The sequence below is a fragment of the Rhodococcus oxybenzonivorans genome (assembly GCF_003130705.1).
Taxonomy (GTDB): domain Bacteria; phylum Actinomycetota; class Actinomycetes; order Mycobacteriales; family Mycobacteriaceae; genus Rhodococcus_F; species Rhodococcus_F oxybenzonivorans.
The window spans coordinates 950,209-975,167 of record NZ_CP021354.1; the positions used below are offsets into that span (position 1 = coordinate 950,209).

Sequence of the window (24,959 nt, forward strand, 5' to 3'; positions counted from 1 at the left end):
TCCGTTCACACGCCGAGGTCGACGTCTTCGCGGACGGTGAGCGCACGGCCGATGCGGGCCTCGATCTTCGCGTATCGCCACAAGGTGTACTCGCCGACCGGGGTGGTGCGGAAGAGGTTGCAGACGGCCTTGACGGTCTCCTGGGTGTCGACGTCGGCGAGGATGTAGCAGGTCCAGGGCCAGCCGTCCGACGGTCCGACCAGGTGGCTGTCGTCGTCGATGTCGCCGATCACCCGGACGCCCGGTGTCTCGGCCACCGCGTCCATCATCCCGGAGAACGCCTTCCACACCAGCCCGCCCTGGCCGGTCGGGAGGTCGAAGAAGTTCTGATTGATGCCGATGCAGAACAGGACTCGCAGCGGTGCGGTCTTGGTGTCACTCACGATGATCTCCTCGATTCGAACGGGGTGGTCAGATGAAGCCGGGGAACGGCGGGATGTCCATGAGCACCGCACCGGCGCTGTCGTAGATGCCGTCGCCGAGGAAAGCGTGCTGCGGCGGGACCAGGGCCTCGCGCATGTACCGCTGCATCGCGTTGCCGTCGTAGATCGCCCCGGTGCCCGACAACTGGAAGGCGGTGTGCACGGCGGAAGCGCCCGCCTTGGCCACGTGCGTCGAGGACAGACGAAGAAGTGCCGCAAGCTTGTCCGGGACGGGATCGCCGGCGACCACTGTGGCGTACGCCTCGTCGGTGACCTCGTAGAAGAAGGCGCGGGCGGACCTCAGCGTCGCCTCCGCCTTGGCCAGGTCGATGCGATAGTAGGCCCGATCGGCGAGCTTCGGCGCTCCGGTGATTCCCGTGCGTCCCGCACCGACTTTGATCGCGTAGTCGAGTGCGGCGCGGCCCACTCCGAGATTGACGACGGCCAGAACCTGGGCGGCGTACGCGATGGAGGGATAGCGGTAGAGGGGTTCGTCGACGGTCGGGGTTCCGCCCCGGATGAACGTCCAATCCTCGGGGACGACGACGCCGTCGACCTTCAGTTCGTGGCTTCCGGTACCCGACAGGCCGACCACGTCCCAGTTCTCGACGATCTCGACGTCCTTCGGCCACAGCAGTGCGGTGCGGGGTTTTCCGGCTGTGGAGTCGCCGCCGCGAATTCCGACACCGAGAATGTCGGCGCCCTTGCAGCCGCTGGCGAACTTCCACTGCCCGGTGATCTTCAGACCACCCGGCACCTGCTCGGCGGGTTGGACCGGGAACAATCCGCCGGCGAAGACGAGGTCCGGGCTGTCCTTGTACAGCTCCGCCTGAGTCGCGAGCGGCAGTGCTGCCAGGTAGACGAGGGCGGAGCCGAAGCTCGTCACCCAGCCCGCCGACGCATCCACCGCGGAGATTCGTTCAATCATCCGCAGAAACTCGCTCGGGGGCAGTGCGTCACCGCCGAACCGGTGGGGGGTCGCCGCGCGGTAGATGCCGATCTGCTTGAACTCGTCGATCATGTCGCGAGGCACGAACTTCTGGCGAGCGAACTCTTCCCGCCGCAGTGCGACGTGCTCGAGGACGTCCTCGAACGACAGCGTCCCGTTCGCGGCGGCGTCCGTCGTGTCGAGGGTCGGTGCGTTGGTCATCAAATACTCCGATCGACCGAAGTAGAAGGGGTGTGGCGTGTTTCGTGTCGAATTCACGCTATTGCGGTGGTGGGCATCACTCAATCGGTGCTTCCTCCCGCCGACGTGCAGAGATGTCGCCTCGGAGTAAAGGATTTCCCTATCGTGTCCGCTGTCTGTCCGCTCAGTAGACTCGACGTGAGCCGAAGGAGGCCGCATTGTCCGATCTCGCGCCGTCCGACTACGAACAACTCGTCGAGTCCCTCCGCTACTGCGTCCTGGTCCATGATGCGGCCACCAAGGACATCCTCTGGGCGAACAGGGCTGCGTCGGAATTGCTGGAGTTCACGGTCGAGGAACTCAAACCGCTCAAGGCCCCCGATATGAGTTCCCCGGCGAAGCGTTACCGCCGGTCGGTGGGACGGCGGTGGCTGCAGGACGCTGTCGACAACGGGGCGGCGGTCATCGAATGGGCGTATCGCGCGAAGAGCGGGAGGGAAGTCCTCACGGAGGCGATCGCGGTCCGGGTCGAGTTGAGCGCCCGGACCGTGGTGATGGTGCAGTTCCGCGACATCGAGCAGGAGACGTCGATGCGCCGCGACCTCACCCGCACCGAGGCCGACCTCACCCGCACCGAGGCCCGCCTGGCCGCCTTCCTGCGGAACATGGCCGAAGGAATCCTCGTCCTGGACGACGACAGCCGTATCACGTATGCGAGTGAGGCGGCGTCGCAGCTCCTGAAGGTTCCGGTGGCATCGCTTGTCGGCGAACGCTTCACGGAGTTCTGCCGGGCGGGGCAGTCACGGGACAGCGTACGCCGCGCCCTGGAACTGACAACCGCCGACGGAGGCTCCCAGAGCCTGCGCTACGAGGTGGAACTGACGGCCGAGGAGCGCCGATGGCATGCGGGGAGCTGCCAGCACATCGGTATCGAGAACGATCTGAGCGGCCACCTCCTGCTCTTCCACGACGTCACCGAACACGTCCGCACCGAGCAGGAGCACGAACGGGACTCGCAGTACCTCAATTACCTGGCCCGGTACAACGCGATGGGCGATATGGCCATGGCCATCGCCCACGAGTTGGCCCAGCCGCTGGCGGCCGCCACCAATTTCATCGCCGGAACGCAGAGCCGCCTCGGCGACGGCCAGAACAGTCACGACGAGGTGAGCTGGGGCCTGGGGGAGGCGCGCAAACAGATCGACCGGGCCAATCAGATCGTCCGGAGTCTGCGTGAGTACGTGACGCAACTCGAGGAGTCACAGCAGATCGTCGATCTCAACGATATCGTCGACGAATGCGCGTATTTCATCAACATCCGGGCGCGGCAGAAGGGAGTTCGGGTCGAGTACGTCTGTGTGCACGACACCGTTGCCGTCGTGTGCGAACGTGTGCTCACCGGGCAGGTCATCCTGAACCTGTGTTTCAACGCCATCGACGAGATGGCGGAATGGCCGGTGGCCGACCGCATCGTGACGGTACGCACCGACGTCACCGAGACGGAGGGTGTCGTGAGCGTCGAGGACCACGGCAAGGGGCTCTCGCACATCCCGGACGGACGAATCTTCGATGGCGTGTTCACCTCGAAGTCCACAGGTCACGGAATCGGGCTCGCACTGAGCCACCGCATCATCACCCGCCAGGGTGGGACACTCACCGCGCGCGAGAATGATCCGCACGGGGCCGTCTTCACGTTCACATTGCCCGCCGATCCGAACCTCTGAGCGGACGACCCCACGCGGGTAAAGGTTTCTTGGATTCCGTTGCGCCCGATCCGGTTCTAGCGTGTTGGGAAACACCACCGCGGCCCGGAGGTACCTCGTGGACTATTCGCATCATCACCGGACATTCCTGACCTGTTACGCCGACACCCACCGCTACGGCTGGCACCACGTCGACCTCTTCGTGCACGACGAGGACGGCAACGAAGTGAACTGGGTCCACTGGCAGACCCAGGAGGACGGACCGGACGGCGCCGACGCGGCCACCGCGCGCGTCGAACCGAACCTGAGACGGACCACCGACTGGCAACGCGGAATCAGCGCCGACGGAAGCGAGTACTGGATCGCGGAGGCGGCCTGGGCTCAGTGAACCGGCGGATGGGGTGGGACGCAGAGCTGCCGGTTCGCCGACCGAGCGGCGAACCGGCAGTTCTTTCGTATCGATAGATGCTTTACGCGACGCTTTCGGCGACGCGCTGGAACACGACCTTCCCACCCAGCACGGTGGAGACCACCTGCATTGCCGGGATGTCGTGTGGGTCGATGGTCTCGAGGTCGCCGTCGAGGATGCACAGGTCGGCCACCTTGCCGACCTCGAGAGATCCCTTCCAGTCCTCGGCGAAGTCCTGCCAGGCCGCGTTGATGGTGTACGTGCGGACGGCGTCGGCGAGCCCGATGCACTGGTCGGGCCCGCTCACCGCGCCGCTCGCCTTGCTCTCGCGCAGGATCATCGTCGAGATGCCCTGGCGCCAATCGGGTGGTGTGACCGGTGCATCGGAGCTGCTCATCAGGTGCACCCCGGATTCGACGGCGCTGCGATACGGCCACTCGTAGGCGGCTCGTTCGGTCCCGACCACCCCGACCTCCAGGTCGGCGATCGTCCACTTGATCGTCGGGTTCATGTTGACGCCGATGCCGTTGTCGGCCAAGTGCTTCAGAGTGGCTTCGCTGATGAAGTCGCCGTGGATCAGGTAGTGCCGGGCGTCCTCGCGGGGGTGCGCAGTCTGCGCGGCGATGATCGCGTCGGCGACGGTGTCGATGGCACGGTCACCGGTGACGTGCACACCGACCTGGTAGCCGGCCTCGTGGCCGATGCGGACCATCTCGGTCACCTCGTACACCTGACGTTCGTCGGTGTCGCCGCCGACGCAGAGTGAGCCGCAGCCGCCGCCGACGTACTCCTCGTGCATCCACGCGGTCTTGCTCGGCGGGATGCCGTCGGCGAACACCTTTACCCCGAGAACCCGGAACATCCGCGGATCCACCGATTCCGGAACATCGATTTCGGCGAGGTTCTGCCCGAAATCCTCAGCCGATCCGGACATTCCGGTGGGCAGGAGAAGAAGGTTGACGCGGGCGCCCAGTTCGCCGCGGCGGGCGAGGTCGGCATACACCGCGAGGCCCTCCGCCCCCATTGCGCCACCGGCGAGGGCCTCGCCGCCGGGGCCGATCGCGGGATCGGTGAAGCTGGTGACGCCCTCGCTCTGCAGGATCGAGATCGCCGAGCGGAGTGCCTCCTCTCGGCGTTCCCGGGTGAGGGCCGGGAGAACACGCTGCACGAGGGCCTGTGCTCCCTCCATGACGATGCCGGTCAGCAGGCCGTCCTCACCGACGGGCATGAGGCTGCCCGGCGGCAACGGGGTGGTCTCGTCCACCCCGGCGAGCGCGAGAGCCGCGCTGTTCACCCACGACGTGTGTCGCGAGAAGTCCTGCAGGAACACGGGATTGTTCGGGGACACCTCGTCGAGGTCCCAGCGGGTCGGCGTCCGACCGGATTCGGTGAGGCACTCGTCGAGATAGCCGTCGTCCCAGCCGGTTCCGATGATCCACTCACCGTCCGCGGCAGCGGCGGCGGCCTTACGCACGAGTTCGCGGACATCGGCGATCGAACGGACCGTCGGAAACGAGACGTCCAGCGACAGCGGCGGGGTGTCGAGCCCGTACGCGATGGCGTGCAAGTGCGAGTCGTTGATTCCCGGGAGGATCGTTTTCCCACCGAGGTCCGTGACCACCGTGTCCGGTCCGGTCAGGGCGTCGATCTCCGCATCGGTGCCCACCGCGTGGACGAGTCCGTCACGCACCGCGAGGGCGGTGGCGATCGTGAAGTTCTCGTCGACGGTGAAGACCTTGCCGTGGGTGTAGACCGCATCGGCGTAACTCATTGGTTCCTCCAGGTTGCTGTCGGGGAGAGCGGTCAGATGGCCATCGGGGCCATGCCGAGGATCATCAGTGCGGATCCCGCTGCCGCGGTTCTGACACCGGATCGGCGTTCGCGGGGAGGTGTGGATCGAAAGAGGTGCAGTGCCACCAGGGCCCAGCACACGAGGACGACCACGGGCAGCCCGCCCGTCGAGATCCCTGCGCCGCCGTGGTGGTGACCCGAGGGTGCCGGCGCCGACGCCGTCGAGGCGGGAGCGGACGTCGGGGCCAGGAGCAGCAGCACCCCCATGGCGGTGAGGTCCACCGCGCAGGGAACGGCGGTCCGGCGGTGCATCGTCTCACCGGTGACGAAGACGGCGAGACCGATGAGGACGGCACCCTCGAGCAGGTGAATCCCCGCCGGCAGGCCGGGGATCATCATCGCGACCATGGACACCGCCATCGCACCGTGCGCGATCCGCACCCGGCAATCCGTTCCGTGCGCCCACCACATCGGCACGACCGCGCCGACCGCTCCCACGAGCATCGCCGCGTGCACGGCAGGGATCTCGAACATCGTCGGACTCAGATCGTGGGGGTGAGTTCGCGGTCACGCTCGACGCCCGCCCGGCTCTGCCGGGTGACCCGGGCGACGACCAGTCCGGCGACGAAGAAGATCGCGATGACGGCCAGCAGGATGTCCGCGAGTAGTTCCGACCCGCCGATCAGCGTGGTGAAGTTGTCGAGCACCAGCCCGGTGACGGCCACCAGCCCCACGCATCCGAGCAGCGGGGCGATACGCGTGTGCCAGAGCCGGGTATCCAGCCGGGTGCGGGCGAAGAACGCGATGATCGCGACGCTGGTGAGCACCATCAGCACCAGGATGCTCACGGTGGCCAGACCTGCCATCCAGGTGAACAGCTCCAGCACCGGGTCCGCGCCGACGAGCGCGAACACCCCGACGACCACCGTCGCCGAGATTGTCTGGGCGACCGAGCCGATATGCGGGGAACCGTGCTTGGTGTGGGTGCGGGACAGTGCGCGCGGAGCCGCGCCCTTGCGGGCCAGGGCGAACACGTACCGGGAGATGGCGTTGTGGAAGGCCAGGAGCGCGGCGAACAGGCTCGTGACGAGCATGATCGCCATGACGTCGGCCGCGGGACCGCCCAGGAAGTGCGCGGCGGCGGCGAACGTCAGCCCGGCAGGGTCGGCGGCGGCCGCCGCGGAGACGTTGTCGCTGCCGAACGCGAGAACCACCGCCCAGCTCGCCAGCGCATACACCAGTCCGATGACGATCACGGCGGCGTACGTCGCGATCGGAATCGTGCGCCGGGGGTTGCGGGCTTCCTCTCCGTAAATCGCGGTCGCCTCGAAGCCGATGAACGACGCGATCGCGAACATCAATGCGACGCCGGGGGATCCGCTGAAGAACGACGTCGGGGTGAACGACGCGAAGTCGATACCTGCGGCCCCACCCCGCGCGAGCACGCCGAACGAGAGCACCAGGATGATGCCGATCTCGAGCACGAGGAGAACTCCGAGTACCTTGGCGCCGAGGTCGATGCTGCGGTATCCGAGCACGGCCACGAGAGCGATGAGTACCAGCGCCCACATCCACCACGGCAGGTCAGGTCCGCCGTACTGGACCGCGAGACTCTGAATCGTTGCGGCGGCCAGGCCGTACACGGCGCCCTGGATGGCGGTGTAGGTCAGCAGAGCGAGTCCGGCGGCCCCGAGCCCGCAGGATTCGCCCAGTCCTTTGGCGACGTAGGCATAGAAGGCGCCGGTGTCGACCATGTGGCTGCTCATGGCCGCGTATCCGACGCTGAAGACGAGCAGGACCAGTGCGGCAATGAGATAGGCGGTCGGGGCGCCCGCACCGTTGCCGATCGCGATCATGACGGGCAGAGCGCCGCCGATCGCGGTCAGCGGCGCCGCCGCGGCGATGACGAGGAAGACGATTCCGACGACGCCGATGGATCCGCGTAACTTGCCGGCTCCCGTGGTGGTGTCAGACATCTGTTCCCCCGTCCGAGTGGCAACTGCCGGCAGCGGTCGCGCAGTGCTTCGACGTCGTGCGGGGAACGTCGAGAGCGGGGTTGCGGTCGAAGAAGCCGTTGGGCTTCAACGTGAATCCGGTGTAATCGACGGGCATGATCGGCCAGTCCTCCGGACGCGGAAAATGCGTGAGGCCGAACGTGTGCCAAACAACGATGTCTTCGTTCTCCACATCGCGATCACCGGCAACGTAGTTGGGCAGTCCGGCGCCACCCGCGTGCTGGTTCACGAAATCCCCTGACGCGTAACGCTCCTTCTCGTCGAACTGGGTGACCCACAGGTGCTTGGTGGCGAACGTCGCCCGCGCCGCGATCGAGGAGTCGTCGTCGGCCAGCAGGACCGGCTGCCCCTCCGGGTGGAGTGCGTACGCCACCGGCTTGCCCAGACGATTCAACTTGTTCGGGTTGCTGATGTGCCACACGCGTCCGACGCTGTTGTCCGCGAGGCGCTGCGCCTCGGATTCCTTCATAAGCGGAGTGCGTTCGAGGGTGAAAGCGTTTCCGTGCAGGTTCCCGGGGCCCATCTTCACCCGCTTGGTCTGCACCTCCTCGACGGAGTTGCGGTCGCCGTCGATCATCATGTCGAGGCGGGCGCTGAACAGGTGCTGGTGGTACGGGGCGCCGAGGCCCGGGGCGATCTCCGAGGCGTACGGGTAGTCGCCGCCCGGGTGACCCGACGTGAAGACGATGCCGGTGGCCTTGACCTCGAACTCGATGGTGCCGTCGAGGTACAGGTACCAGAAGAAGCCGTAGTCGTAGTTGCCGATCGTGGTGAAGAAGGAGACGACGAGACGGCGCTGACGGCGGGTCTCGGCGGAGCCGGCCCACAGGTCGGTGTGCTTCCACAGCACGCCGAAGTCCTCCTCGTGCATGCACACCGCGTTCTTCAGCGTCTTGGGAGTACCGAACTCGTCGGCGATGACAGCGTCGAAGTAGGTGATGTCGCCGACGCAATCGCAGCCGAGTTCGAGGGCGTTCGCGTAGCGGCCCACCATGTACTCACCGGTGTCGAAGTAGTTCTGCCACGACCGGACCGGCGAGGGATCGCCGTAGGGCACCACCATCTCGGCGATGGACGCGCGGTGAATGATCGGGCGCACCCGATCACCGTCGGCGAATCCGAGCTGGTGGAGGACGAGACCCTCGCGTGCGTCGAAACCGACTCGGAACGACCACTTCTCCCAATCGACGCGGTTGCCGTCGATGACGAAGCTGGGTCCCTCGGGCTGGCTGATCTCGATGGGCTTCTGGGTGGTGCGCAGGGGGCCGGTGACGGCGAGGTCGTCGAAGTTGCCCGACTCCTCGGGGATCGGGACGGCGCCGAGGTCGAGAACGTCGGTGACGGTCCGGTTCATGACGTCGACGAATCCGACGAGCCCGTCGATCGGATGTGCCCAGGCGTGATCCTTCGGGTGGTCCTGGCGGAACGCGAGCCCCCGAAGGATCCGCTTGCCCGTCTCGCCGGGGTAGTCGAAGACACCGGCGGAGAGGGGAGCGACCCGGACGTCGGCGACGTCGAGTCCGCGGGCCGCAAGCGCGGCGAGCCAGCGTTCGTCGGCGGCCAGCACCTGTTCGACGAGCTCGAACTCCTCGTCCAGAACGGGCATCTGACCGTCGCGGACCGCGTCGAGGGTCACCGAGCTGATCACCGACCGCTGGGTCACCGACACCACGACGTCCACCGCGTTCGGCGACGAGATGTCGTGCAGCAGAACGCGAAATCGGCGATCGGTCTCGGTGCCCGCCGCCGTGTACAGCGTCGACTTGTCCGGTTCCTCGAGGCCGACGTAGACGAATCGCGTCTGCTCGGTCAGCGTGTCGGCGGCCTCGAGGATCTCGCGGAGGGAGGCGATCTCTTCGACGGTCGGCAGCGACAGCGGGTGGTCGATTCGCGCAGGGGAAAGGGTGGGCATGTCGCGATCCTTTGGTTCTACGGATGTTGAATAAAAAGCTTAGTGACGTACGTTACAGTCGAGGTGCCCTCGTGTAAACAGTGAGTTTCGCGCCCGAACAAACTGACCGTTCGGTCAAAAGATTTCTCTATCAGATTCGGCAGCTACGGTTTTCGCTGAGCGGCGGACGAATCAGAGTGCGGCGACGAACTGCTCGAGCATCTCCAGTTGACGCTCCGACGACGTTTCGCCGGGCGTGAGGACACCCAGAATCTGCATACCCATCATCATGTTGAGCAACTGCTCCACCACGATGCTGACGTCGATGTCGCCGACGGTGCCCTCCTCGCGCGCCTGCTCGAGGAAGATCGCCATCTGCTCGCGCCAATTGTCCATCGTCTGTCGGTTGGTCGCCGCCATCTGCTCGTCGTACATGGCGCGCGGCCACAGCGAGGCGGCGATCCGGGCTTCGAGAAGTTTTTCTTCGTTGGTCGGCATCACTTCGCGGCAGAGGATGCGTAGGGCATCGAGTCCGGTCGCGTCGCCGAGGGCTTCCCGGATGCGGCGGTCGGTGACTTCGGAGATGTGTTCGTACGAGGTCCGGAGGATCTCGTCCTTGCCGGCGAAGTAGTGGCTCAGGGCGCCGTTGGTGTATCCGGCCTCGGCGGCGATGTCGCGCATGTTGGCAGCATCGATACCACGGGCGGCGATCAGCCGCCAGGCGGCGGCGGTGATACTTCGCCGCCGCTCGTCGTGATCTACAAGCTTAGGCACGACGCGTACCTGTCCTGTCCGCGATCATGCGACAACGGTATCAATGCGCTCCACCGAGTACCGCGGCAGCGCTTACCGCCGGGCAGCCGACCGGGCGGCGGTACCCGTGGCGAGCTTCTCCAGCAGTCCGATGAGTGTGAGGCGCTCGCGTTCGGTGAGCGCATTCGCCCACTGCTGCTCGCGTTGGTTGTGGATGGTGTAGGTGCTGACGATCGCGTCGTGCCCGGCGTCGGTGAGGCTCAGCTGGACCGCTCGCCGGTCTGCGGCGGATGTTTCCTTCCTCAGCAGTCCGTCCCGCTCGAGGGTGTTGACCAGGGCGGACACGGCCGCGCGACTCATGCCGGACAACTGGGCGACCCGTTTGGACTCGCAGGGGCCGGCGAGCCACAACACGAACATCACCCGGAAGCCGGGCCAGCTCCACCCGCTGGGCCGGTGCACGCTCGACTCGAGGTCGTACACCAGGGCGCTGGTCACCCGGTGGAGAGCGAGGACCAGGCGCATGGAGACGGGGTCGATCTCGGGCAGTTCCGCGGCCGTCTGCTTCACGGCGAAATCGACGAAGGACAGAAAGTCGAGTTCGTCGGCGGGCGGAGTTGTCGAGGTCATGGTGTCACGATAGCGCCGATCCGCCGCGAAATGATCAAGGCTTTGCTTTTTCTGTGAGGTCGGTTACATTGGACGGACCAGATGATCAATGCTTTGACTATTGAGGTGGTTTCCATGGCGACAACATCCTTCGCATCTTCGGCGGACCTGGGGGAGAAGGAGCAGACCCTCGAAGTGCTGGCGGACGGCGTCTATGCGCTGACCGCCGAGGGTGATCCGAACATCGGGGCGATCGAGGGCGAGGATTTCGTCGTCTGCTTCGAGGCGCTGGCCACTCCCGTGGCTGCGCAGAGCTGGCTGACGAAGCTGCGCGAGCACACCGACAAGCCGGTGCGGTACCTGGTGCTCTCGCACTACCACGCTGTTCGGGTGCTCGGGGCGTCTGCGTTCGACGCGGAGACCATCATCGCCCACGACAACACGTTGGCGCTGATCCATGAGCGCGGAAAGCAGGACTGGGAAAGCGAATTCGGCCGTATGCCGCGACTGGCCAAGGGAGCCGACTCCGTTCCCGGTCTCACCTGGCCCACCATGACCTTCTCCGACGCCCTGTCCATCGACCTCGGTGGTGACCGGGGCACGCTGGAGTTGCAGTACCACGGACGCGGCCACACCGAGGGGGACATCGTGGCGTGGTTGCCGAAGCACCGCATCCTCTTCGCCGGTGATCTCGTGGAGGCGCAGGCGGCGTTGTACACCGGCGACGCATTCCACCGTGACTGGTCGACCGGGACACTGGACGGGCTCGCGGCGCTGAACGCCGAGGCGCTCGTCGGTGGTCGCGGCGCGGTCTCACGCGGGCGCGCGGGGGTCGACGCCGCGATCGGGCAGACCCGGCACTTCATCGAGGTGATGCTGCGTGAGGTCGCCGCGGTGCAGCAGCGGGGCGGCACATTGAAGGAGGCTTTCGAGGCCACGCACGCCGCATTGCACGAGCAGTACGGGCACTGGCCGATCTTCGAGCACTGCCTGCCCTTCGACGTCTCCCGTGTGTGGGACGAGCTGTCGGGGATCGAACGTCCGGTCATCTGGACTGCCGAACGCGACCGTGAGGTGTGGAATCAGTTGCAGGACTGAGTGAGCCGACGTCACCGCTAACACTGTTTCAGAGGATCTCATGACAATCAAGAAGACACCTGCCGGCACGGTCGCCGTGCTCGGCAACGGGCCCGTCGGCCAGACGACGGCGCTGTTGTTGGCGCGTTGGGGAATCCGCGCGATCCTGCTCGATGCGCGGGCCGAGCGGGACCCGGTCGGTTCCAAGGCGATCTGCCAGCAGCGTGACGTTCTCGATGTCTGGGACGCCGTCGGGGTGGGCCGCCAGCTCGCCGAGGAGGGTGTGACCTGGGAGTGCGCCCGGACTTTCCACCGCGGTGCGGAGCTGTTCGCGCAGACCTTCGTCGATCGGGGACGCTCGGCGTTCCCGCCGTTCGTCAACATCTCCCAGGCCCGGACGGAGCAGCTACTCGACGAACAGATCGAGGCCACCCCGCTCGTCGACGTGCGGTGGGGACACTGTGTGAGCGCGGTCGAGCAGGACGGTGACGGGGTGACCATTGCTTGCGAGACCCCGGACGGGCCTGCCGTGGTGCGCGCCGACTACAGCGTCGTGGCACTCGGTTCACGAGCCGGCCGGATTCGCGAGCAGCTCGGTGTCACGTTCGAGGGCCGCTCGTTCGACGACAAGTTTCTGATCTGCGACATCCGCGCGGACATCCCGGGGTGGGCCAACGAACGCCGGTTCTATTTCGATCCCGACTGGAACCCAGGCAGGCAGGTGCTGATCCACCCCTGCCCGGACTCCACGTTCCGGATCGACTGGCAGGTTCCCGGCGAGTACGACCTCGACGAGGAGGTGGCGTCGGGAGCCCTCGACACCCGGATCCGCCGCATCATCGGTGACACGGAGTACTCGATCGTGTGGAAGTCGGTCTACCGCTTCCATTCGCGGGTCGCAAGCCGAATGCGGGTGGGCCGGGTCCTCCTCGCGGGAGATGCCGCCCATATCGTGTCGCCGTTCGGTGCCCGGGGCCTCAATTCTGGGGTCGCCGATGCCGAGAACGCCGCATGGAAGCTCGCTTTCGTCATCCACGGCTGGGCCGACGAGGAACTGCTCGAGAGCTACCACGGCGAGCGGCACGCCGCCGCACTCGAGAACATCGCGATCACCACGGCCACGATGGACTTCCTCGTCCCTCAGGACGAGTCCCGGAGTCGGAATCGCCGCACGATCCTCGAAGCCGCGGTCGGCGATGTGCGGGCCCGCGCCCTGGTCGATTCGGGACGGTTGGCGGAGCCGTTCTGGTATGTCGACTCGACATTGACTACCACAGATCCGTTACGGCCCTTCGCGGGTCGGCCCGCGCGGGGATGTGTCCCCGACGCCGGCCCGGGAATCCTGATCCCCGATGTGCCCGTGCAGATGCCGGACCGGTCTGCTGTCCGGGTGCGTGAGGTTGCCCGGTCCGGTTTCCTCCTCTTGTGCGGCTCCGCCGTCGATGTCACTGCGGTGCGCGAAGTTGCCGCCGACGCGACCACCGCCCCGACTCGGATACACGACATCGAGAGTGTCGACGGTGACGGCGCGTTGACCCTGGCGTTGTCGCCAGGCCCGAAGGAGGTATGGCTGATCCGGCCGGATGCCTACGTTGCGGCGGTCGTCGACGGTCCGGACGCGGCGGGCTTGCGCGCGGCGATACGCCGGGTCACCGGGTGCACTGCCTGATAACGAAGGAAGGGTCTTTACAGCCCAGCCGTCGCGATGTACGTTTCGACAATCAGTTTATTTCTACAAACGTAGAGCCAACCATTTAGCTGTGAGACAGATACAGCACCTTCAGAATTCGACCGGGTTCCACACTGCCCGAGGCGAACCCGATCCACGGCCATGCAGCGACGGCTGGAGCCGTCGCAGCACCACACGCAATCTCGAGGAGAAGGCAATGTCCCAGTTCGAAGATCTGTTGACGAAGGTAGGCGCACCCGCCGGCGAGGGACGCGAGATGAGGGAGCCCGCGACAGGTGCGGTCGTCGGGTACGCGCCCGTGCACACCGTCGACGATCTCGAACGTGCGATCGCCTCGGCGGGGGCCGCGCAGCCGGCATGGGCAGCACTGGGCCACGCCGAGCGCTCGGCGATCCTGCACCGCGCGGCCGACCGGGTCGAGTCGGTGGCCGAGGGCCTGGCCGAACTGCTCGCCCGCGAGCAGGGCAAGCCGCTGAACGGTCCGGGCGGTGGCGCTCGCGCGGAGGTCGGCGCGACGATCGCCTGGATTCGTGCTACTGCGGACACCCCGCTCGAACCCCAGGTCGTGCGCGACGACGCACAGGGCTACTCCACGCTCGAGTACCGCCCCCTCGGCGTGGTCGCGGCGATCGGACCGTGGAACTTCCCGATGATGGTGGGCATCTGGCAGATCGCACCGGCTCTGCGGATGGGCAACGCCGTGATCGTCAAGCCATCTGAGTTCACCCCGCTCAGCGCGCTCGCCCTGGTCGAGGTGATGAATGAGGTACTACCCCCGTCCGTGCTGGTCGCGCTCTCCGGTGACCGCGAGGTCGGGGCACGGTTGTCGGAACACCCGGCGATCGCGAAGGTCATGTTCACCGGTTCCACCCCGACCGGCCGGGCCATCGTCGAGAGTTCGTCCCGCAACCTGGCCCGGCTGACACTCGAACTCGGTGGCAACGACGCCGCGATCGTGCTCGGCGACGTCGACCCGGTCGCCGTCGCCCAGGGACTTTTCTGGGGTGCGTTCGTGAACACCGGCCAGACCTGTGCAGCGATCAAGCGCCTGTACGTGCAGGAGGATGCGTACGACGGCATCGTCGACGCGCTTGCCGCGGTCGCGGCGTCGGCGCCCATGGGTCCAAGCCTCGACGAGGCCAGCATGCTCGGCCCTTTACAGAACAAGAAGCAGTTCGACATCGTCGCCGACCTGATCGACGACGCAAAGGCACACGGCCGACGCATCGTGACCGGCGGCATTCCGGCGACCGATCTCGGCGAGTTGTTCTACCCGATCACCCTGGTCGCCGACATGAAAGACGGCGATCGACTGGTCGACGAGGAACAATTCGGCCCTGCCCTGCCGATCATCAAGTTCACCGACGTCGACGACGCCGTCGCGAGCGCGAACCGGCTCGACGTTGGCCTGGGCGCGTCCGTGTGGTCGGCCGACCTCGACGCCGCGGCGCAAGTCGCGGATCGTCTCGACGCCGGCACCGTGTGGATCAACTCCCACGCCGTTCCGCATCCGGCCGTCCCGTTCGGCGGAGTAAAAGGCTCCGGCTACGGACTCGAGCACGGGGTCGAGGGTCTGAAGGCCGTCGCAGCACCCCGCGTGGTCAACCATCCACCGAAAGGGCAGTGATTGTGACGGGCGGGAGCCTCATCGGTCAGTCCGACGTCGCTGATTCGTCGATGAGACGCTCCAGATAGTCGAGATCTTGGCGGAGTAACGCAATGGCGCGGGCGGGACCTTCAGGTGTGACGGGATGTGGGTTCTCCTGAACCAGGGAACGTACTGCCATGTCGGCGAGTTGGCCGGCGATAGCCCGGTCGTTCTCGGCATTCCCGGGTTGGTGCCACCACGCGATCCAGTTGATCATGCCGATCACACCGAGTGCGGCAGTTCGGGGATCGACAGGACGCATCTCGCCGAGTCGGATTCCGTCTTCGATGACTCGAATGAACTCCTTGAGCACGTGCCGGCGGCTTTGCTGGTACGTGGACGCGATCTCCTCCGGAAGTTCGGCTTCGGATCGGATGATCAGCCGGAATCTGTCCGGACCTTCCGCCTGGTGCAGGGCGATGGCGGTGGCCATTTGCCGAAGCTTCTCGGTCGGACCGACTTCGGGACGCTCGTTGATCTCGTGCAGGAGAGCGGCGGGCGTCTCGGTGCTCTCACTGACCAGACGCGAAAGGAGCTCGTCCTTGTTGGCCACGTAGTGGTAGAGAGCGGGCCGGGTGAGGCCGGTCGCATCAGCGATGTCCTGGAGCGTCGTGCTGGCGAAGCCTTTCTCGGCGAACAGCCGAGTAGCCTGCTCCATCATTTGCTTCTCCACGAGCTCACGACGAGGGTTGCTGCGGCTCGCTGCGCTCTCGACCGTGGCCTGATTTGCGGTGGTCGACTTACCCCGCCCACGGGGTCGGCGCCCGGGTGCAGCTTCCTCGCGTGTCATGCCCGAAGGATAACGGGAGCCCGACACGGGCCGGGTGCTCATCCCGAGGCCCCGAACCTGGCCAACACGGGATCGGCCGGTGTCGATGCGGGCTCATCGACGAAAGCAAGGTCAATGCGCGCGCTGGCCAGACCGGCGGCGATATCTTCGCGGCATGAGGTGGGGGCTTCGACGACGACCAGGGCATCGGTGTGGTGGCGGAGTCGTTCGGCGAGATCGAGCCGCGTGAGCACGGCAGCCCGGGATGGGGGGCCGGCGAGCCACAGAAGACGCGCGTTCGGTGCGGACGCGACGAGGGCGGTGGCTTCGGGATCCCAGGCTGAGTCGAGATCGACATCGAGTACGACGGTGGTCGCCGACTCACGCAGCTCTGGCGCGGCGATCCGGTGCTCGAACCGGTCGTTGTCGTGGTCGAGCGGTTGCTCGAAAATCCAGTCCGCGATGGCTGTGCTGGGGACAGAGTCGACGGGTGCGTTCGCGTAGCTGGCCAGCCCCTTACGAACCAGGTCGGGTGCGGACTCGTGGAATCTGCTGACGCTGACCTTTCCGGCGCGGGTCATGTAGGCGATCATCAGCTGTTCGACGGGAAGGTTCATGCGTCGCGGGAAGGATTCCCACCAGAGTTCGCTACGGTGCGCGATCTGCTGAAGGTATTCGACGGCGGGACGCCGTACCCGCTCGTACTCCGCGAGGGCGTCTTCGAGGGTCGGGGCCGTGGTGAGTGCGCGGTCGAGGGCGATGGCGTCCTCCATCGCCAGCTTGGTTCCCGAGCCGATGGAGTAATGCGCGGTGTGGGCGGCGTCGCCGAGAAGGGCAACGTTGCCGCTGTGCCAGCGCTCGCACGAGACGGTCCGAAAGCGCATCCAGCGGGTGCGGTTGCCGATGAGCGGGTGATGTTGGAGCGTGTCGGCGAACGCATCCTGCAGGTACTGCAGCGCGAAGTCGTCACTGTCCTGCGGTGCGGTCTTGTCGGTGGAGACGTCGAACCCTGCCCGCCGCCACGTTTCCTCGTCGGTCTCGATGAGGAAGGTGCTGCGGTCCGGGGCGTAGGGATAGGCATGCGCGACGAAGGTTCCGTGTTCGGTGGTCACGGGGATGAAGATGGCGCTGGGAAGCGCGAAATTTGTTGCGCACCAGAGATACAGGCCGGCGCCGGTGTCGATGCGGGGCTGGAGTGTGTCGGCCATCTGGGTGCGAGTGGCACTGTTGATTCCGTCGGCAGCGACGATCAGGTCCGCGTCGAGGTCTGTTGCGTCGCGTCGTTCGCCGAAATGCAGTCGCACGCCGGCGTTCTGCGCTTGCTGCTGGAGGACGTGGAGCAGGGTGGTGCGCGCGATGGCGAGAAGGTCTCCGTGTGCCAGCCGTGCGATCTGATCGCCGACCTGCATCGACATTTCGTGGGGGTGGGCCGCTGCCACGATCGCCTCGAGTGACGCCGGGTCGGCGTCCCGGAGGTTGCGCTGAGTGCGCGAGGCGAGACCGACGCCGAAGCCGAATGTCTGATCTGGGGGGCTCTGTTCGTAGACCGTCACTTCGGCGTCCGGGTGGCTGCGTTTGAGCAGTCTCGCGGCGTAGAGGCCACCAGGCCCGCCGCCGAGTACTGCGACTCGCTCGAGATTCATGACAACTCCAGTCTGTGACGTTTAGGTAGATTATTCTACACAGATGTCGAATCGTCAATCCGACATGAGGCGATCTCGGAGTAGCTCCGGTGTTGCGTTTCGCGACGCCCCGGCCCCGCATCGGTTTCGGGGCATGCCTCGCTGAGACATGCCCCGAAAGGTGTTGAACCGTTGGTTCACACGACCGTGTGACTCATTTCTGCCTCGGCGGCCACTTTCGCTGCGATCTCGGCACGCAATCGCTTCTTGTCGACCTTGTTCACGTTCGTGTGCGGCAACGACGAGGCCCATTCGAGCCGTTCGGGCCATTTGAACTTGGCCACACCGAGTTGCGCCAGATGGGCCTGAATATCGCTGAGTGGCAGGGGTTCTCCGTCGGTGGCCACCAGGTACGCGCAGGTTCTTTCCCCGAGTCGCGGGTCGGGCATGGCGACGACCGCCGCGTTTGCGACTCCGGGGTGTGCGAGCAGGAGCAGTTCGAGTTCTTCGGCGTTGATCTTCTCCCCGCCACGGTTGATGAGATCTTTGATGCGGCCTTCGATCGACAGGTACCGCTCACCGTCGATGATCGTGATCGCGGCGAGGTCCCCTGTGCGGTAGAAGCCGTCGGAGGTGAAGGCTTCCCGGTTGTGGTCCGGGGCGTCGAAGTAGCCGGGGATCGTGTACGGGCCTCGGCAACAAAGTTCTCCCACCTCTCCGTCGCCGAGTTCGTTCTCGGTGCCGGGCTCGAGGATTCGGATTTCATCGTCCGCGGCGACCGGGGTGCCCACTGTCGTCAGTCGCGCCTTGGTGGGGGCACCGGGCGGAGTCACCGTGAACAGGCCTTCGGACATGCCGAACAGCTGCCCGGCCCAGTGGCCTGCACCGTCGTCGACACGCTCGAACAGTTCGAGTGGAACCTTGGCACCGGACAGTACGACGCGGGACAGTGATGCGCGGGCCTTGTCGAACTCCGGGCTCAGCACGGCCTGGTAGTGACCGTGCCCGATCAGGACCTCGGTTGCCCGGGCCCGTGCCATCAGTTCGAACGCCGAGGAGGCGTCGGCAGTGGCCAGGATCAGGCAGGCACCGACCGAGTGCGCTGCGTGCAAACCACAGGTGATCCCGGCGTTGTGGATGATCGGAATCAGATGTGCCACACGACTGTGTTCGTCCCAACCGAGTCGCCGCGCGTAGAGCAGGGCGTTGTTCCAGTATTCGGCGTGAATGCGTGGAATGACCTTCGGGACCCCGGTGGTGCCGCCGGAAAGTTGGAACGCTGCGACGTCGAGTGGGTCGGTCTGTGCCTCGGTCTGCTCGACGATCGTTCGCGCCGACGCGACCGGGATGTCCAGCCCCAGTTCCTCGAGTCTCGGTTCGGCGCCGTCGGCGGCACCGGCGACGGTGAGGATATGGCGAATAGTGGGATGGTCGGCGGCATGTTCGCGGGCGAACCCGACGAGATCGAAAGTCGGCAGACTCGCCTCGACGATGTGCGCAACGGCACCGACCTTTCGACTGATGTTCCCGATTTCGTGCATGCGGTGCGCGGCCAACGTCGCCACCGGAATCAGCCCGGCTTTGACGCAGCCGTACCAGGCGAGGACGGTTTCCAGTCGGTTGGTCAGTTGGAAGATGACCGGGTCGAGTCGCTGGAGACCGAGCCGGATCAGCCCGGCCGCGATCTGGTCGGTGCGCCGGTCGAGTTCGATGAAGCTCATCTCCCGTTCCGCGGTGATCACGGCCGACCGGTCCGGGAAGCGGGTGGCGATCTCGTGCAGTCGCTGCCCGGTGGGATCACTACTCCACGCACCGCTTGCGCGGTAGTGATCGGCCCGATCCTCCGGGAACGGGACCAGGCGCCCACCCCAGTCCGAGAATGTCACGGTCGATCTCCTCTGCTGGTCCTGATTGTGCCGGCGGGAAACATCACCGCTCCGTGACGGCAGGCAGAAGCCGCGCCAGCTCGAGGGCGTGGTCCGGGTGATCGGCAGGCACGATGCCGGAGTAGATGGCGGTCCAGCAGCCCGGGCAGCACAGCTGCCGGAATACGACCGGGGTGTCCACGTACTCGGCCGGGTCGGACGTGACCTGTGGTCCGGCGGTCGACGACGGACCTTCGAACCGTGCCAGATCGAGCGACGTGTTGTTCTTGTCGTCTCCGAGAAGTCTTCCGCACTGGGCGCAGGCGATGGCGCGGGTGTCTCCGATGGTGACCTCGGCGAGGTTGTCGTCGAGTCGGCGAGCGCCGGTCAGATCGAGTGTGGGGGCGTCGATCGGTGTGCAACCGGAGCGCTCTCGCCTCTCGGTGCGCATCGCGTCTCGCCGATCCGAGGTTCGAATCTCGTCGACGGCGCCGTCACCGAGGATGACGCCGTACACGGTCTCGGCACCGGATGCGGTGACCTTGCCCTCGCGGAAGTCGGCGGCCACCGCGGCCGGGTCGCGCAGCAAGGGGTCGCCGTATCCGCCGCCGCCCTGCCAGTGCATGTACAGCACCTCGCCGGGGGCGACATAGCTCTCGGCGTAGCAGGCTCCGAGTTCACGACCGCCGCCGAGGTCGTCGAGCGAACCCGGAATGCGGCCCGCCGCGAATTGCTCGACGATGTCGGTGCCGCGGGCAAGCACCTCGACCCCGGTATTTCCGGGGTATCCGCCGGCGAGTCCGTTGTTCTGGGCGACGGCCTTGCCGGCGGATGCCAGGACCAGGCCCATCGGCAGGCTGGTGCCGTAGGGGGTGATGGCGATGGAGGCGCTGACACCGCCGCGGTGACGTCCCGGTCCGCCGGAATCGGGTTCCTCGCGGCGCCACAGGGTGAGTAGCGGATAGAGGAACTCGGTCATCTCGGTGTCCGGAATGCGGCCCATCGGGATGCAGAACAGGCCACCGGTGTCCATGCCGTCGGCGGTTGGGCGCGCACCGTATCCGCCCGCCATGGGTTCCATCATGATGTTGAGGAACGGTACCGATTGTTCGGGGCGCTCGTCGAGACCGGCGATCACCGCGGTGTCCCAGGTGCCGCAGCAGGCGGCCTGCACACTCGTGCCGAGATCGACGGAGCGGTCGAGCATCTGGGACAGGCATTCGGCGATCAGGGTGCCGGTGAGCCACGCCGGTCCGATCGGGCCGCGACTGACGGCGGCGGGGAAGGTGGCGTTGTTGATCGTCCCTTCCTCGGCGACGAGGTCGAAGCAGCGCATCAGCCCGCCCGCGGACCACGGAATGTCGCCGGCGAGGATCGGCAGCAGAGCCAGCATGACGCCGCCGCGCATGCCGGCGTAGGTGCAGTTGATGACGCCGGTCTGGGGGTCGGTGCCGGTGAAGTCGAAAGTGAGGTGGTCGGCGGTCTTGGTCATCGCGACTGTGATCTTGTGGACGCCGCGGTCCCCGGTGTGTGACTGGTCCTGGTAGCCGGTGGCCTTCCAGGTTCCGTCGGGCAGTGAGGTGAGCTTGCCCCGCAGCCGACTCTCGGCATCGGCCATCATGCGCTTCATCACGGCCTTGACGGTGTCGGCACCGTACTGCTCGATCACGGCGAGAAGCCGATTGCGGCCGACCGTGTTGGCGCCGATCTTCGCCCGCAGGTCGAGTCCGACGAGCATCGGGACCCGCGAGCGCCGTACCCAGGCATCGGCGACGTCGCGCTGCAGTTCGTAGTCGCGGACCACCTTGATCGGCGGGGTGGGCAGCGACTCGGAGAACACATCCTTGGCTGCGGGGTCGAAGGACCCGAGGCCGGATCCGCCGAGATCGGGCTCGTGGCAGATGGCACTGGTCCAGGCGAACAGCTTGCCTTCGTGGAAGATCGGCTGATAGACGATCACGTCGCTCTGGTGCAGGCCGCCCCCGACCCAGGGGTCGTTGCACAAGAACATGTCGCCTTCGGTGATGCCCGGATTGGTGGCGCGGTGCTGCAGGGTCCAGTAGATGGCGAGGTCGACGGCGCCGACGAGCATGGTGTTGTAGAGGCCGACCTGGACTTCCTGGCCGAGCTCGTCACTGATGGCGAAGTCGAAGTCGTTTGCATCGGTGACGATGGGGGAGCCGGACATTCGCTTGAGTGCCTCACCCATCTCGTCGGTGACCGACCACAGACGGTGCCGGATGACCTCATAGGTAAGCGGGTCGAGGTTGTCGATCTGTTCGTCGGTGACGGTGTGGACTTCCAGCGTCGGCGGAAGGGATCGGGAGAGCGCGTCGGGGTCGACGGGTCGGCTCGAGAAAACCTCGGCGCCGGGAATTTGCATGGTCATCTTCGGTGCTCCTAGTGGGCGACGATGTTGAGGTTGCCGAGACGGTCGACGGTGCCGGTGGTGCCGTGGGGGACGACGACGGTGGTCGTCGGGACCTCGACGATCGCCGGGCCGGACAGTACGTGTCCGGCGAGCAGCTTGCTGTAGTCGTAGACGTCGGTGTCCACGTATCCGATCCGGCCGTTCAGGCAGACCTTGCGGGTGCCGATCCTGGCGGCGGATGCATCGGCGGAGTCCGCGGACTTCAGTTCCGGCAGCGTGGGGGAGAAGGGCAGAATGCCGGTCGCGCGCACCCGGTAGGTAATCGCCTGGATGCCGGCTTCCCGGAATCCGCTGTCCTCTCCGTAGAGTTCGGCGTACCGCTGCTCGAACAGATCCGACGCCTGCGCGATCCCGACTGCGTCGAGGTCTCCGGCCGGGATCGGGGTGGCGACCTCGGCGAGCTGCATGGTGTAGCGCATGTCGATCTCACGCTCGATCTCGACGCTGGTGAACGTCAAGCCCTGTCGGTTGATCTGTTCGAGCACCTGGGTTTCCAGCTGCGAGAAATTGCGCTCGGCGCGGGCGGGGTCGAGGGGCATGGCGGCCGGGTCGGACAGTTCGGCGGCGAGGACGATGTTGGACGACGCGAGACCGTACGCAGAGAAGGCCGAAGCGACCTGGCCGAGCGGAACGATGACCTCCCGGACACCGACCTCGGCGGCGTAGGCCGCGCAGTGGGCTGGGCCGGATCCGCCGAAAGCGTAGAGGACGAAGTTCCGGGGATCGTGGCCGGCCTCGACCACGGTCTTGCGAAGCAGGTCGCCGGTTTGAGCGTTCTGGACCGCGTAGATGGCCGCGGCGGCGTCCTCGATCGACAGACCCAGGGGTTCGGCGATTCTGGTGCGAATCGCTTCGCGCGCAAGGTTTTTGTCGAGCGGTTTACGCCCGCCGAGAAGGCCACGTTCGGGCAGAATTCCGAGCACGAGGTTAGCGTCGGCATTGGTCGGTTCGGTTCCGCCCTGGCCGTAACAGGCCGGGCCGGGGACGGCCTGCGCGCTGTGGGGGCCGATCTGCAGGTTGCCACCCGGGTCGATCCAGGCGATGGCGCCACCGCCGGAGCCGATGGCGTGGACCTCGAGGGTCGGCACGTTGATCGGATGGTGGTTGATGATCGTGCTGGAGGAGCGGACGGGCTCCCCGTCGACGACGAGTCCGACGAGGAAGGTGGTTCCGCCGACGTCGGTGGCGATGATGTTGCGGTGGCCGAGTTGCTTGCCGAGGGAGACGGCGCCCACCACACCGCCGGTCAACACTGATCCGACTGTGCTGATCGCATTCTTCGGTGCCTCCGCGGCGGCGACTGCGCCCCCGTTGCTCTGCATCACCAGCAGAGGTCCCGCGAGTTCGAGCTTGCGCAGCTTGGACTCCAATTCGCCGAGGTAGTCCCGGAGCCCGGGCCCGATCTGAGTGCTCATGATGGTCGTCGCGTTGCGGGCGAACTCGCGGATGCGGGGACTCACCTCGCTCGACAGGGAGACGAACATCGTCGGGTCGATTTCGTGGACGAGTTCGCGGATGCGCTGCTCGTGCGCGGGGTTGCGGAACGACCACAACAGCGAGACCGCGATCCCCGACACCTTCTCGGCGAGGAGCTCGCGGATGGACTCGCGGGCGGAATCCTCGTCGAGGGCGACGACGACGTTGCCGTCCCGGTCGAGCCGTTCGGTCACCTCCAGGGCGTGTTTCTTCGGGACGAGACCGTGGGACTTGCTCTGTCCCATCACATTCTGGAGCTGCTCAGGTGAGCTGCCCAGATAACGTCCTTCGACGTTCATGATGTAGATCGAGTCGCGGTGGCCCTTGGTGGTGAGGAAGCCGACCGGGGGCACGTTGCCCATGACGAGGGCGTTCAGGGACGAGGTGGTGCCGTGAGCGATGTGGTGCGTGTTTGCCAGCATCTCGTCGATCGGGCATCCCAGTTGCTCGGCGAGCACCTCGAGAACGTCGATCACGCCGCGTGAGTAGTCGGGCGGGGTCGAGGGAGCCTTGGCCGCGAGAACAGTGCCGGCGTTGTCGTCCAACACCGCGTCGGTGAACGTGCCACCGACGTCCACTCCGATTACATATGCCATTGCCGCTGTGCTCCTTCGTGCCGGGGGTATGCGACGGGGTGTGAGGTCATCCTCGAACACCTCCTTACGTCAATGTCGAGTATTCGACGTTACTGACGACCTGTCAAGTGCTGAATGTGAGAACGGACACAAACGCGGCTCAGGTCGGCATCGTTGCTCGTGAGGACCCGCCAACCCAAGGCTTGACGAATCGTCATATGCGTCGAATAATCGTCATGAACGTAAATATCCGGCAGTGCGGACCGCGCTCCCACCTGCCATCCCAATCAGAAGGACTACGCCATGGGCATTCACCGCATCGGACTCGTCGTACCGAGCTCGAATGTGACCGTCGAAACGGAAATGCCGGCACTGCTCGGCCGACATGCGGAGGCCCAGTTTTCATTCCACTCGAGCCGCATGCGCATGCAGGCGGTGTCTCCGGAACAACTGCGAGCGATGAACGCTCAACGCGAGCGGTGCATCCTCGAACTCGGTGACGCAGGCGTCGACGCCATCCTCTACGCATGTCTGGTCGCCCTGATGTCAGTGGGACCCGGGGAGCACCAACGCGTGGAAAGCCTGGTCGCCGAGCAACTGGCGACCGGGGGTTCCGACGCAGTGGTCCGCTCCAGCGCGGGCGCCCTCATCGAAGCACTCCACGCCCTCGACGCGAAACGGATCATCCTGGTCACGCCCTACATGCTTCCGCTCGCCGAGCAGGTCGTCGCCTATATCGAGGCGGAAGGCATTGCGGTGTCCGACTGGCGCGCTCTCGAGGTCTCCGACAACGCCGAGGTCGGCTGCATACCCGGCGAACGGGTCATGGAAGCGGCACGATCACTCGACCGCACCGGAGCCGATGCCATGGTGATCTCCGCCTGCGTGCAGATGCCCTCACTCGACCTCGTCCAAAGCGCGGAAGACGAGTTCGGCCTGCCGGTGCTGTCAGCAGCGACCGCCGGCGCCTACAGCCTGCTGCGCGCACTCGACCTCGACGTCGACATTCCCGGAGCTGGAAGTCTGCTGCGCGCCGACGCACCTTCTGCCGCCCGCCAGTAACCGAACCCCTTGGGAGAGTTGA

The 24,959-nt window shown here is 66.0% G+C and carries 19 protein-coding genes; 6 read left to right on the forward strand and 13 right to left on the reverse strand.

Annotation, left to right across the window (positions count from 1 at the left end):
• Positions 1-5 precede the first annotated feature (5 nt).
• Positions 6-383: a hypothetical protein gene (locus CBI38_RS04615; RefSeq protein ID WP_005255968.1), complete on the reverse strand. Its 378-nt coding sequence runs from the start codon at positions 381-383 to the stop codon at positions 6-8.
• A 28-nt stretch (positions 384-411) separates the two neighbouring features.
• Positions 412-1,572: an acyl-CoA dehydrogenase family protein gene (locus CBI38_RS04620; protein WP_109326771.1), complete on the reverse strand. Its 1,161-nt coding sequence runs from the start codon at positions 1,570-1,572 to the stop codon at positions 412-414.
• Between the two features lie 197 nt (positions 1,573-1,769).
• Between CBI38_RS04620 and CBI38_RS04625 the strand changes: the two genes are divergently transcribed.
• Positions 1,770-3,275, forward strand: a complete 1,506-nt coding sequence (locus CBI38_RS04625) for a sensor histidine kinase (protein ID WP_109326772.1) — start codon at positions 1,770-1,772, stop codon at positions 3,273-3,275.
• 97 nt (positions 3,276-3,372) lie between these two features.
• A complete protein-coding gene (locus tag CBI38_RS04630) occupies positions 3,373-3,642 on the forward strand; it encodes a hypothetical protein (RefSeq protein WP_109334857.1) in 270 nt (89 codons plus the stop codon).
• An 82-nt stretch (positions 3,643-3,724) separates the two neighbouring features.
• On the opposite strand, the gene CBI38_RS04635 is transcribed toward CBI38_RS04630, so the two are convergent.
• The 6 genes from CBI38_RS04635 to CBI38_RS04660 all read right to left on the reverse strand — a co-directional run bounded on the left by CBI38_RS04635 (position 3,725) and on the right by CBI38_RS04660 (position 10,743).
• Positions 3,725-5,434, reverse strand: a complete 1,710-nt coding sequence (locus tag CBI38_RS04635) for an amidohydrolase (RefSeq protein WP_109326773.1) — start codon at positions 5,432-5,434, stop codon at positions 3,725-3,727.
• A gap of 32 nt (positions 5,435-5,466) precedes the next feature.
• The gene (locus CBI38_RS04640; protein ID WP_109326774.1) at positions 5,467-5,988 is read right to left on the reverse strand and encodes a DUF5134 domain-containing protein; all 522 of its coding nucleotides are present in this window, start codon (positions 5,986-5,988) and stop codon (positions 5,467-5,469) included.
• Positions 5,989-5,996: 8 nt separating this feature from the next.
• The gene (locus CBI38_RS04645) at positions 5,997-7,430 is read right to left on the reverse strand and encodes an APC family permease (protein ID WP_109326775.1); all 1,434 of its coding nucleotides are present in this window, start codon (positions 7,428-7,430) and stop codon (positions 5,997-5,999) included.
• Positions 7,423-9,381: a primary-amine oxidase gene (locus CBI38_RS04650; RefSeq protein ID WP_109326776.1), complete on the reverse strand. Its 1,959-nt coding sequence runs from the start codon at positions 9,379-9,381 to the stop codon at positions 7,423-7,425. Before CBI38_RS04650 ends, CBI38_RS04645 begins: the two co-directional genes overlap by 8 nt.
• Before the next feature lie 171 nt (positions 9,382-9,552).
• Positions 9,553-10,134, reverse strand: a complete 582-nt coding sequence (locus tag CBI38_RS04655) for a TetR/AcrR family transcriptional regulator (protein WP_109326777.1) — start codon at positions 10,132-10,134, stop codon at positions 9,553-9,555.
• Positions 10,135-10,206: 72 nt separating this feature from the next.
• Positions 10,207-10,743, reverse strand: coding sequence for a MarR family winged helix-turn-helix transcriptional regulator (locus CBI38_RS04660; protein ID WP_109326778.1), 537 nt, complete (start codon positions 10,741-10,743; stop codon positions 10,207-10,209).
• A 114-nt stretch (positions 10,744-10,857) separates the two neighbouring features.
• Between CBI38_RS04660 and CBI38_RS04665 the strand changes: the two genes are divergently transcribed.
• The 3 genes from CBI38_RS04665 (at position 10,858) to CBI38_RS04675 (ending at position 15,116) form a co-directional block, all read left to right on the forward strand.
• Positions 10,858-11,820: an MBL fold metallo-hydrolase gene (locus CBI38_RS04665; RefSeq protein WP_109326779.1), complete on the forward strand. Its 963-nt coding sequence runs from the start codon at positions 10,858-10,860 to the stop codon at positions 11,818-11,820.
• 40 nt (positions 11,821-11,860) lie between these two features.
• Complete coding sequence (locus CBI38_RS04670; protein ID WP_109326780.1) at positions 11,861-13,468, forward strand: FAD-dependent monooxygenase; 1,608 nt, start codon at positions 11,861-11,863, stop codon at positions 13,466-13,468.
• Between the two features lie 217 nt (positions 13,469-13,685).
• Positions 13,686-15,116 carry an aldehyde dehydrogenase family protein gene (locus CBI38_RS04675; protein WP_109326791.1) on the forward strand — a complete coding sequence of 477 codons (1,431 nt, stop codon included), beginning with the start codon at positions 13,686-13,688 and terminating at the stop codon, positions 15,114-15,116.
• Between the two features lie 25 nt (positions 15,117-15,141).
• Here the strand turns inward: CBI38_RS04675 and CBI38_RS04680 are convergent, their stop codons facing one another.
• From CBI38_RS04680 to CBI38_RS04700, 5 genes are all read right to left on the reverse strand, one after another.
• Positions 15,142-15,927, reverse strand: coding sequence for a TetR/AcrR family transcriptional regulator (locus CBI38_RS04680; protein ID WP_204164944.1), 786 nt, complete (start codon positions 15,925-15,927; stop codon positions 15,142-15,144).
• Between the two features lie 38 nt (positions 15,928-15,965).
• Positions 15,966-17,549 (reverse strand): FAD-dependent monooxygenase, encoded by a 1,584-nt coding sequence (locus CBI38_RS04685; RefSeq protein ID WP_109326793.1) that lies wholly within the window; start codon positions 17,547-17,549, stop codon positions 15,966-15,968.
• Positions 17,550-17,725: 176 nt separating this feature from the next.
• Positions 17,726-19,414, reverse strand: a complete 1,689-nt coding sequence (locus tag CBI38_RS04690) for a (2,3-dihydroxybenzoyl)adenylate synthase (protein ID WP_109326794.1) — start codon at positions 19,412-19,414, stop codon at positions 17,726-17,728.
• A gap of 43 nt (positions 19,415-19,457) precedes the next feature.
• Positions 19,458-21,782 (reverse strand): hydantoinase B/oxoprolinase family protein, encoded by a 2,325-nt coding sequence (locus CBI38_RS04695; protein ID WP_109326795.1) that lies wholly within the window; start codon positions 21,780-21,782, stop codon positions 19,458-19,460.
• Positions 21,783-21,793: 11 nt separating this feature from the next.
• The gene (locus tag CBI38_RS04700) at positions 21,794-23,896 is read right to left on the reverse strand and encodes a hydantoinase/oxoprolinase family protein (protein ID WP_109326796.1); all 2,103 of its coding nucleotides are present in this window, start codon (positions 23,894-23,896) and stop codon (positions 21,794-21,796) included.
• Between the two features lie 282 nt (positions 23,897-24,178).
• Here CBI38_RS04700 and CBI38_RS04705 point away from each other — a divergent pair, with 282 nt between their 5' ends.
• Complete coding sequence (locus tag CBI38_RS04705) at positions 24,179-24,937, forward strand: maleate cis-trans isomerase family protein (RefSeq protein ID WP_109326797.1); 759 nt, start codon at positions 24,179-24,181, stop codon at positions 24,935-24,937.
• Positions 24,938-24,959: the final 22 nt, after the last annotated feature.

Bases quoted from the DNA above. Each gene is read 5' to 3' on its own strand.
- CBI38_RS04670 (WP_109326780.1), top strand. From the start codon at position 11,861: ATGACAATCAAGAAGACACCTGCCGGCACGGTCGCCGTGCTCGGCAAC.
- CBI38_RS04680 (WP_204164944.1), bottom strand. From the start codon at position 15,927: ATGACACGCGAGGAAGCTGCACCCGGGCGCCGACCCCGTGGGCGGGGT.
- CBI38_RS04700 (WP_109326796.1), bottom strand. From the start codon at position 23,896: ATGGCATATGTAATCGGAGTGGACGTCGGTGGCACGTTCACCGACGCG.
- CBI38_RS04650 (WP_109326776.1), bottom strand. From the start codon at position 9,381: ATGCCCACCCTTTCCCCTGCGCGAATCGACCACCCGCTGTCGCTGCCG.
- CBI38_RS04620 (WP_109326771.1), bottom strand. From the start codon at position 1,572: ATGACCAACGCACCGACCCTCGACACGACGGACGCCGCCGCGAACGGG.
- CBI38_RS04685 (WP_109326793.1), bottom strand. From the start codon at position 17,549: ATGAATCTCGAGCGAGTCGCAGTACTCGGCGGCGGGCCTGGTGGCCTC.
- CBI38_RS04635 (WP_109326773.1), bottom strand. From the start codon at position 5,434: ATGAGTTACGCCGATGCGGTCTACACCCACGGCAAGGTCTTCACCGTC.
- CBI38_RS04640 (WP_109326774.1), bottom strand. From the start codon at position 5,988: ATGTTCGAGATCCCTGCCGTGCACGCGGCGATGCTCGTGGGAGCGGTC.
- CBI38_RS04665 (WP_109326779.1), top strand. From the start codon at position 10,858: ATGGCGACAACATCCTTCGCATCTTCGGCGGACCTGGGGGAGAAGGAG.
- CBI38_RS04705 (WP_109326797.1), top strand. From the start codon at position 24,179: ATGGGCATTCACCGCATCGGACTCGTCGTACCGAGCTCGAATGTGACC.
- CBI38_RS04645 (WP_109326775.1), bottom strand. From the start codon at position 7,430: ATGTCTGACACCACCACGGGAGCCGGCAAGTTACGCGGATCCATCGGC.
- CBI38_RS04695 (WP_109326795.1), bottom strand. From the start codon at position 21,782: ATGACCATGCAAATTCCCGGCGCCGAGGTTTTCTCGAGCCGACCCGTC.
- CBI38_RS04660 (WP_109326778.1), bottom strand. From the start codon at position 10,743: ATGACCTCGACAACTCCGCCCGCCGACGAACTCGACTTTCTGTCCTTC.
- CBI38_RS04675 (WP_109326791.1), top strand. From the start codon at position 13,686: ATGTCCCAGTTCGAAGATCTGTTGACGAAGGTAGGCGCACCCGCCGGC.